Raw genomic sequence first — 6813 nt, 5'->3', positions numbered from 1 at the left:
ACTTCAAGGAAGAGGCGATCGCCTTCGCCTGGGAGCTGTCGACCACGCCCGTCGAGCAGGGCGGGTACGGGCTCGACCCCCAGGAGGTGCCCCCAGACGGGCTGCTGTGCCTTGTCCTCAAGCGCCGGACGGGCTGAAAAGCCCGTCCGGCGCACCACACGTGCCGGCAATCCCCTAGCGGAACGTCTCCCCGCCGTCCGCCTTCTCCAGCAGCAGCGCAGGCGGGGCGAAGCGCTCGCCGTAGGCGTCCTGGAGCTCGCGGGCACGGGCTACGAAGCCGGGCAGGCCGCCCTCGTAGCCGTTGATGTACTGCAGGGCGCCGCCGGTCCAGCCGGGGAAGCCGATGCCGAGGATCGAGCCGATGTTGGCGTCGGCGACGGAGGTGAGGACGCCTTCCTCCAGGCAGCGGACGGTGTCCAGGGCCTCCGAGAAGAGCATCCGCTCCTGCATGTCCCGGAAGGGGATGGGGGCGCTGTCGGAGGCGAAGTTCTCGCGCAGCCCCGGCCAGAGGCCCGCCCGCTTGCCGTCCACGTAGTCGTAGAAGCCGGCGCCGCCGCTGCGGCCGGTGCGGCCGAAGTCGTCGACCAGCCGGTCGATGACCGCGTCGGCGGGGTGCGGGGTCCAGGTGCCGCCGGCCTCCTCCACGGCGCGCCGGGTCTCCTCGCGGATCTTCCGCGGCAGGGTGAGGGTCAGCTCGTCCATCAGCGACAGCACCTTGGCCGGGTAGCCGGCCTGGGCGGCGGCCTGCTCGACCGAGGCGGGGTCGACGCCCTCGCCGACCATCGCCACGCCCTCGTTGATGAAGCGGCCGATGACGCGCGAGGTGAAGAAGCCGCGGGAGTCGTTGACGACGATGGGCGTCTTGTTGATCTGACGGACCAGGTCGAAGGCGCGGGCCAGTGCCTCGTCCCCGGTCCGCTCGCCCTTGATGATCTCCACCAGGGGCATCTTGTCGACGGGTGAGAAGAAGTGCAGGCCGACGAAGTCCGCGGCCCGCTCGACGCCCTCCGCCAGCAGGGTGATCGGCAGGGTGGAGGTGTTGGAGCACAGCAGGGCGTCGGACGCGACGACGTGCTGGACGTCCTGGAAGACCTTGTGCTTGAGCGCCGGGTCCTCGAAGACGGCCTCGATGACGGCGTCGCAGCCCGCGAGGTCGGCGATGTCGGCGGTGGGGGTGATCCGGGCCAGCAGCGCGTCGCGCTCGGCCTCGGTCGTCCGGCCCTTGGCGACGGCCTTCTCCAGCAGGCCCGCGGAGTAGGACTTGCCCTTCTCGGCGGCCTCGGTGGTGACGTCCTTCAGGACGACCTCGATGCCCGCCCGGGCGCAGGCGTAGGCGATGCCGGCGCCCATCATGCCCGCACCGAGCACCGCGGCCTTGGTGACCTTGCGGGGCGCGGTGTCGCCGGGGCGGCTGCCGCCCGCGTTGACGGCCTGGAGGTCGAAGAAGAACGCCTGGATCATGTTCTTGGAGGTCTGGCCGGTGACCAGCTCCGTGAAGTAGCGCGCCTCGATGACCTGCGCGGTCTCGAAGTCGACCTGGGAGCCCTCGACGGCGGCGGCCATGATGTTGCGGGGGGCCGGGTAGGGGGCGCCGGCCAGCTGCTTCTTGAGGTTGGCGGGGAAGGCGGGCAGGTTGGCGGCGAAGCGCGGGCTGGCGGGGGTGCCGCCGGGGACGCGGTAGCCCTTCTCGTCCCAGGGCTGCCGGGACTCGGGGTGGGCGTCGATGAAGGCGCGGGCCTTGGCGAGCAGTTCGTCGCCGGTGGCCGCGACCTCGTGGATCAGACCGGCTTCCAGGGCGCGGGGGGCGCTGTAGCGGGTGCCCTGGAGGAGGACCTTCAGCAGGGCGTCGGTGATGCCGAGGAGGCGCACGGTGCGGGTGACGCCGCCGGCCGCGGGCAGCAGGCCGAGGGTGACCTCGGGCAGGCCGATGCGGGTGCCGGGCGTGTCGAGGGCGACGCGGTGGTGGCAGGCCAGGGCGATCTCGTAACCGCCGCCGAGGGCCGCACCGTTGATCGCGGCGACGACGGGCACGCCGAGGGTCTCGATGCGGCGCAGGTCGCGCTTGATGGCCAGCCCGGATTCGAACGCCTCGCGGGCGTGCTCGGGGGTGACGGCGATCAGCTCGCGCAGGTCGCCGCCGGCGAAGAAGGTCTTCTTGGCCGAGGTGACGATGACGCCGCGGACGGATTCCTTCTCGGCCTCCAGCCGGTCGGCGACCGCGGTGAGCGATGCCTTGAACGCGGCGTTCATGGTGTTGGCGGACTGGCCGGGGTCGTCGAGGGTGAGGGTGACGACGCCGTCGGTGTCCCGCTCCCAGCGGATGGTGCTGCTCTCGCTCATGTTCGAAGTCTCCTGGGGGTTTCCGGTGCGGGCTCGGCGTACTACAGGCGCTCGATGACGGTGGCGACGCCCATGCCGCCGCCGACGCAGAGGGTGATCAGGCCGTAGCGCTTGTCCTGCCGCTCCAGCTCGTCGAGGAGGGTGCCCAGCAGCATGGCGCCGGTGGCGCCGAGCGGGTGGCCCAGGGCGATGGCCCCGCCGTTGACGTTGATCTTCTCCAGGCCGGTGCCCATCTCCTCGGCGAAGCGCAGCACCACGGCGGCGAACGCCTCGTTGACCTCGATCAGGTCGATGTCGTCGATGGTCAGCCCGGCCTTGGCCAGGGCCTTGCGGGTGGCGGGGGCGGGGCCGGTGAGCATGATGGTGGGCTCGGAGCCGGAGACCGCGGCGGAGACGATCCGGGCGCGGGGGGTGAGGCCGTAGCGCTCGCCGGTCTCGCGGTTGCCGATGGCGACGAGGGCGGCGCCGTCGACGATGCCGGAGGAGTTGCCGGCGTGGTGGACGTGGTCGATCTTCTCCACCCAGTGGTACTTCTGCAGCGCCACGGCGTCGAAGCCGCCGGCGTCGCCGACGGCGGCGAAGGAGGGCGCCAGGCCGGCGAGGGTCTCGACGGTGGTGCCGGGGCGGAGGTGCTCGTCGCGGTCGAGGACGACCAGGCCGTTGCGGTCGAGGACGGGCACGACCGAGCGGTCGAAGCGGCCCTCCTTCTGCGCGGTGGCGGCCAGCTCCTGCGAGCGCGCGGCGAAGGTGTCGACGTCCCGGCGGGTGAAGCCGCCGAGGGTGGCGATGAGGTCGGCGCCGACGCCCTGGGGGATGAAGCCGGTCTCGAAGTTGGTCATGGGGTCCGCGTACCAGGCGCCGCCGTCGGAGCCCATGGGCACCCGGGACATCGACTCGACGCCGCCGGCGAGGACGAGATCCTCCCAGCCGGAGCGGACCTTGGCCGCGGCGAGGTTGACGGCCTCCAGGCCGGAGGCACAGAAGCGGTTCTCCTGGACGCCGGCGACGGAGTCGGGCAGGCCGGCGGCGACGGCCGCGATGCGGGCGATGTCGGAGCCCTGGTCGCCGAGCGGGCTGACGACGCCGAGGACGATGTCGTCGACGGCGGCCGGGTCCAGGCCCGGGAAGCGGCGGCGCAGCTCGTGGATGAGGCCGACGACGAGGTCGACGGGCTTGGTGCCGTGCAAGGCGCCGTTGGCCTTGCCACGGCCGCGCGGGGTGCGGATCGCGTCGTAGACGTACGCTTCGGTGCTCAAGGTCAGCAGCCTTTCTAGGGCTCTCTACAGGGCTTCGCGGGGGCTCGCGCGGGGCGTTCCCGCGGCGGGGGCGGGCGTCAGGCGAGGAGGGAACGCCCGATGATCTCCTTCATGATCTCGGTGGTCCCACCGTAGATCGTCTGGATCCGGCCGTCGGTGAACGCCTTGGCCACCGGGTACTCGGCCATATAGCCGTACCCGCCGTGGAGTTGCAGACAGCGGTCGGCCACGCGTTTTTGCAGCTCGGTCGCCCACCACTTGGCCATCGAGGCGTGTACGGCGTCGAGCTCGCCGGCCGCGTGGTCGGTGATGCAGCGGTCGAGGAAGGCGCGGGTGACGGCGCACTCGGTGGCCATCTCGGCGATCTCGAAGCGGATGTGCTGGAGCTTGGCGAGCGGCCGGCCGAACGCCTCGCGCTCCTTGACGTAGGCCGTGGTGAGCTCCAGGAGGTGCTCGGCCGCGGCGATGCCGGCGACGGCGATGTTCATGCGCTCCTGGGCGAGGTGGGTCATCAGGTGGACGAACGCGCCGTCCCGCTCGCCGAGGAGGTTCTCCTTGGGCACGCGGACGTCGTGGAAGAACAGCTCGGCGGTGTCCTGGGCCTTCTGGCCGATCTTGTCGAGGTTGCGGCCGCGTTCGAAGCCCGGCGTGCCGCGTTCGACGACGAGCAGGCTGAGGCCCTTGGCCCCGCCCTCGGGGGTGGTCCTGGCGACGACGATGACGAGGTCGGCGAGGATGCCGTTGGAGATGAACGTCTTGGAGCCGTTGAGCAGCCAGTGGTCACCGCGGTCCTCGGCGCTGGTGCGGATGCCCTGGAGATCGGAGCCCGCGCCCGGCTCGGTCATGGCGATGGCGGTGATCGTCTCGCCGGTGCAGAAGCCGGGCAGCCAGCGGCGCTTCTGCTCCTCGGTGGCGAGGCCGGTCAGGTACGGGCCGATGATGTCGTTGTGCAGGCCGATGGCGAGCCCGGCGGCGCCCGCCCGGGTGAACTCCTCGGTCAGGACAACGCTGTAGCGGAAGTCGGTGTTGCCCCCGCCGCCGTACTCCTCGGGGACGGCGAGGCCGAGGAGGCCCTGGCGGCCCGCCGCCAGCCAGGCGTCGCGGGAGACGATGCCGTCCCGCTCCCACTGCGCGTAGTGCGGGGTGACCTCCTTGGTGAGGAAGGTCCGCACCGTCTCGCGGAAGGCTTCGTGGTCGGCGGTGAAGATCCGGCGCTTCATCCTTGCGGGCCCTTCTGCTGTGGCTGGTCGAGGCTGCGGACGTCCCAGTCGTGGGCCACCTCGGCGGTGTCCGCGCCGGGCCGCGCGGGCGGGCGGCGGACGGAGCCGGGGGTGGCGGAGAAGCGCGGGGCGGGGGCGGGCTGGGTCAGGCCGCCCTCGTCGGTGAAGGTGGCCCGGGCGGCGAGGTGCGGGTGGGCGGGGGCCTCGCGCAGGGACATCACGGGCGCGACGCAGGCGTCCGAGCCGTCGAAGACGGCCGTCCACTCGGCGCGGGTGCGCTGCCGGAAGCGCGCGGCGATGGCGCTGCGCAGGGCGTCCCAGCGGGCGGGGTCGTCGCGGTCGGGCGCGGGGGCCGGCAGGCCGAGGCGGTCCAGGAACGCGGTGTAGAACCGTTGCTCCAGGGCGCCCACGGCCATGTGCCCGCCGTCGGCCGTCTCGTAGACGCCGTAGAAGGGCGCGCCGCCGTCCAGCAGGTTGGCCTCGCGGCGGTCCTGCCAGGCGCCGGCCGCGAGCATGCCGTGCAGGAGGGTGGTGAGGTGGGCGGTGCCGTCGACGATGGCGGCGTCGACGACCTGCCCGGTGCCGGACGCGCGGGCGTGCTGGAGGGCGGCGAGGACGCCGACGACGAGGTAGAGGGAGCCGCCGGCGAAGTCGCCGAGGAGGTTGGCGGGGGCGTACGGGGGGCCGGCGGCGGGGCCGGTCAGGCCCAGGGCGCCGGTGACGGCGATGTAGGCGAGGTCGTGTCCGGCGGTGTCGGCGAGCGGGCCGTCCTGGCCCCAGCCGGTCATCCGCCCGTAGACGAGCCGGGGGTTGCGGGCCAGACAGGGGCCGGGGCCGACGCCCAGGCGCTCGGCGACGCCGGGCCGGTAGCCCTCCAGGAGGATGTCGGCGCGTTCCACGAGGTCGAGGACGGTGGCCGGCCCGTCCACGGACTTGAGGTCGACGAGGACGGAGCGCTTGTTGCGGTTGGTGAGGTCGAAGGCCGGGTCGATGTGCAGCCCGGGGCCGCCGGGCCGGTCGACGCGGACGACGTCGGCGCCGAGGTCGGCGAGGAGCATGGCGGCGAACGGGCCCGGGCCGATGCCCGCCAGCTCGACCACCCGCACGCCGGTGAGCGGACCGTTCGGTGTCTCTGCCATCCGGCCCCCAGTCTTATGACACAAGTGCTGTAACACTCGTGATGTTAAGAACGGGTTCCAGTTTCCACAAGCCCCGTGGGCGCCCTCCGGAGGGGCGGAATTCCGCCCGCGCGAAGGCACTTGGCCCGGCGGGGCGGCCCCCCGCCCGGGGCGCGGTCAGCCGGCGTCGAGCTGGGCGACGAGCTTCTTGGGGGCGATGGTGCGGTAGCTCTCCTCGACCCAGTCGCACAGCAGCTCCACCGGTGTGCCGCCGGACAGCGGGACGGAGACCCAGCCGGACCGGCCCAGCCCGTACCCGGTGGGCGCCGCGCCGGGGACGGCGAGGGCGTGCCCGTGCGCCTCCTCGTCCTTGAGCTTCATGCTGATCCCGGGCGTCTGCGTGTTCCCCTCGGCCCCCAGGAAGACGAAGATCTTCTTGTTGACCTTGACGACGGCGTCGTCCTCCCAGGGGAACTCCTCGACGGCTCCGGGGAGCCCGAGCGCGAACGCGCGGACCGCGGTGCGCGCCTTGAGGGCGGGGGTGGCCGCCATGGTGGTCCTCCGGTGCGGGGGCCGCCGGGGGCGGCCGGGTGCGGTGCTGGTCGGTACACGCTAGTCCGTACCGGGCCGCGGGGTGGCGGCAGCCGGCCCGTCCGGCGGGTCTTGGGCTGCGGGTCAGTCGTTGCCGCGTGTCGCCTGCGGCGGGGCCGTTGTTCTGCCGCCTGCGGCGGAGGGCGCCCTGCGGGCGCGTCCTCAATCGCCGGACGGGCTGGTAGTGGCTGAGCTCAGCCACTACCAGCCCCGCGGGGGGGGCCCCCCCCCGGTTGGGGGGGGGGGTTGTGGTCACCCCCCCCCCCCGGGGGGGGGCCCCCCCCCCGG

General features: G+C 73.1%; 5 protein-coding genes. All 5 read right to left on the bottom strand.

The window, feature by feature from the left end:
• Positions 1 to 174: 174 nt before the first annotated feature.
• The 5 genes from ABZ951_RS33185 to ABZ951_RS33165 all read right to left on the bottom strand — a co-directional run bounded on the left by ABZ951_RS33185 (position 175) and on the right by ABZ951_RS33165 (position 6486).
• Complete coding sequence (locus ABZ951_RS33185; protein WP_344085760.1) at positions 175 to 2340, bottom strand: 3-hydroxyacyl-CoA dehydrogenase NAD-binding domain-containing protein; 2166 nt, start codon at positions 2338 to 2340, stop codon at positions 175 to 177.
• A gap of 41 nt (positions 2341 to 2381) precedes the next feature.
• Positions 2382 to 3596, bottom strand: coding sequence for an acetyl-CoA C-acetyltransferase (locus ABZ951_RS33180; protein WP_344085757.1), 1215 nt, complete (start codon positions 3594 to 3596; stop codon positions 2382 to 2384).
• A 77-nt stretch (positions 3597 to 3673) separates the two neighbouring features.
• Positions 3674 to 4816, bottom strand: a complete 1143-nt coding sequence (locus ABZ951_RS33175) for an acyl-CoA dehydrogenase family protein (RefSeq protein WP_344085754.1) — start codon at positions 4814 to 4816, stop codon at positions 3674 to 3676.
• A complete protein-coding gene (locus ABZ951_RS33170) occupies positions 4813 to 5955 on the bottom strand; it encodes a CaiB/BaiF CoA-transferase family protein (protein WP_344085752.1) in 1143 nt (380 codons plus the stop codon). Before ABZ951_RS33170 ends, ABZ951_RS33175 begins: the two co-directional genes overlap by 4 nt.
• A 156-nt stretch (positions 5956 to 6111) precedes the next feature.
• On the bottom strand, positions 6112 to 6486 hold the full coding sequence (locus tag ABZ951_RS33165; RefSeq protein WP_344085749.1) for an MmcQ/YjbR family DNA-binding protein: 375 nt from the start codon (positions 6484 to 6486) through the stop codon (positions 6112 to 6114).
• Positions 6487 to 6813: the final 327 nt, after the last annotated feature.

It is taken from the genome of Streptomyces sp. NPDC046215 (assembly GCF_040646215.1).
GTDB classification, from domain to species: Bacteria; Actinomycetota; Actinomycetes; order Streptomycetales; family Streptomycetaceae; genus Streptomyces; species Streptomyces stramineus.
The sequence above is the reverse complement of the archived record's forward strand: the minus strand, read 5'-3'. Positions and strand labels throughout refer to the sequence as shown.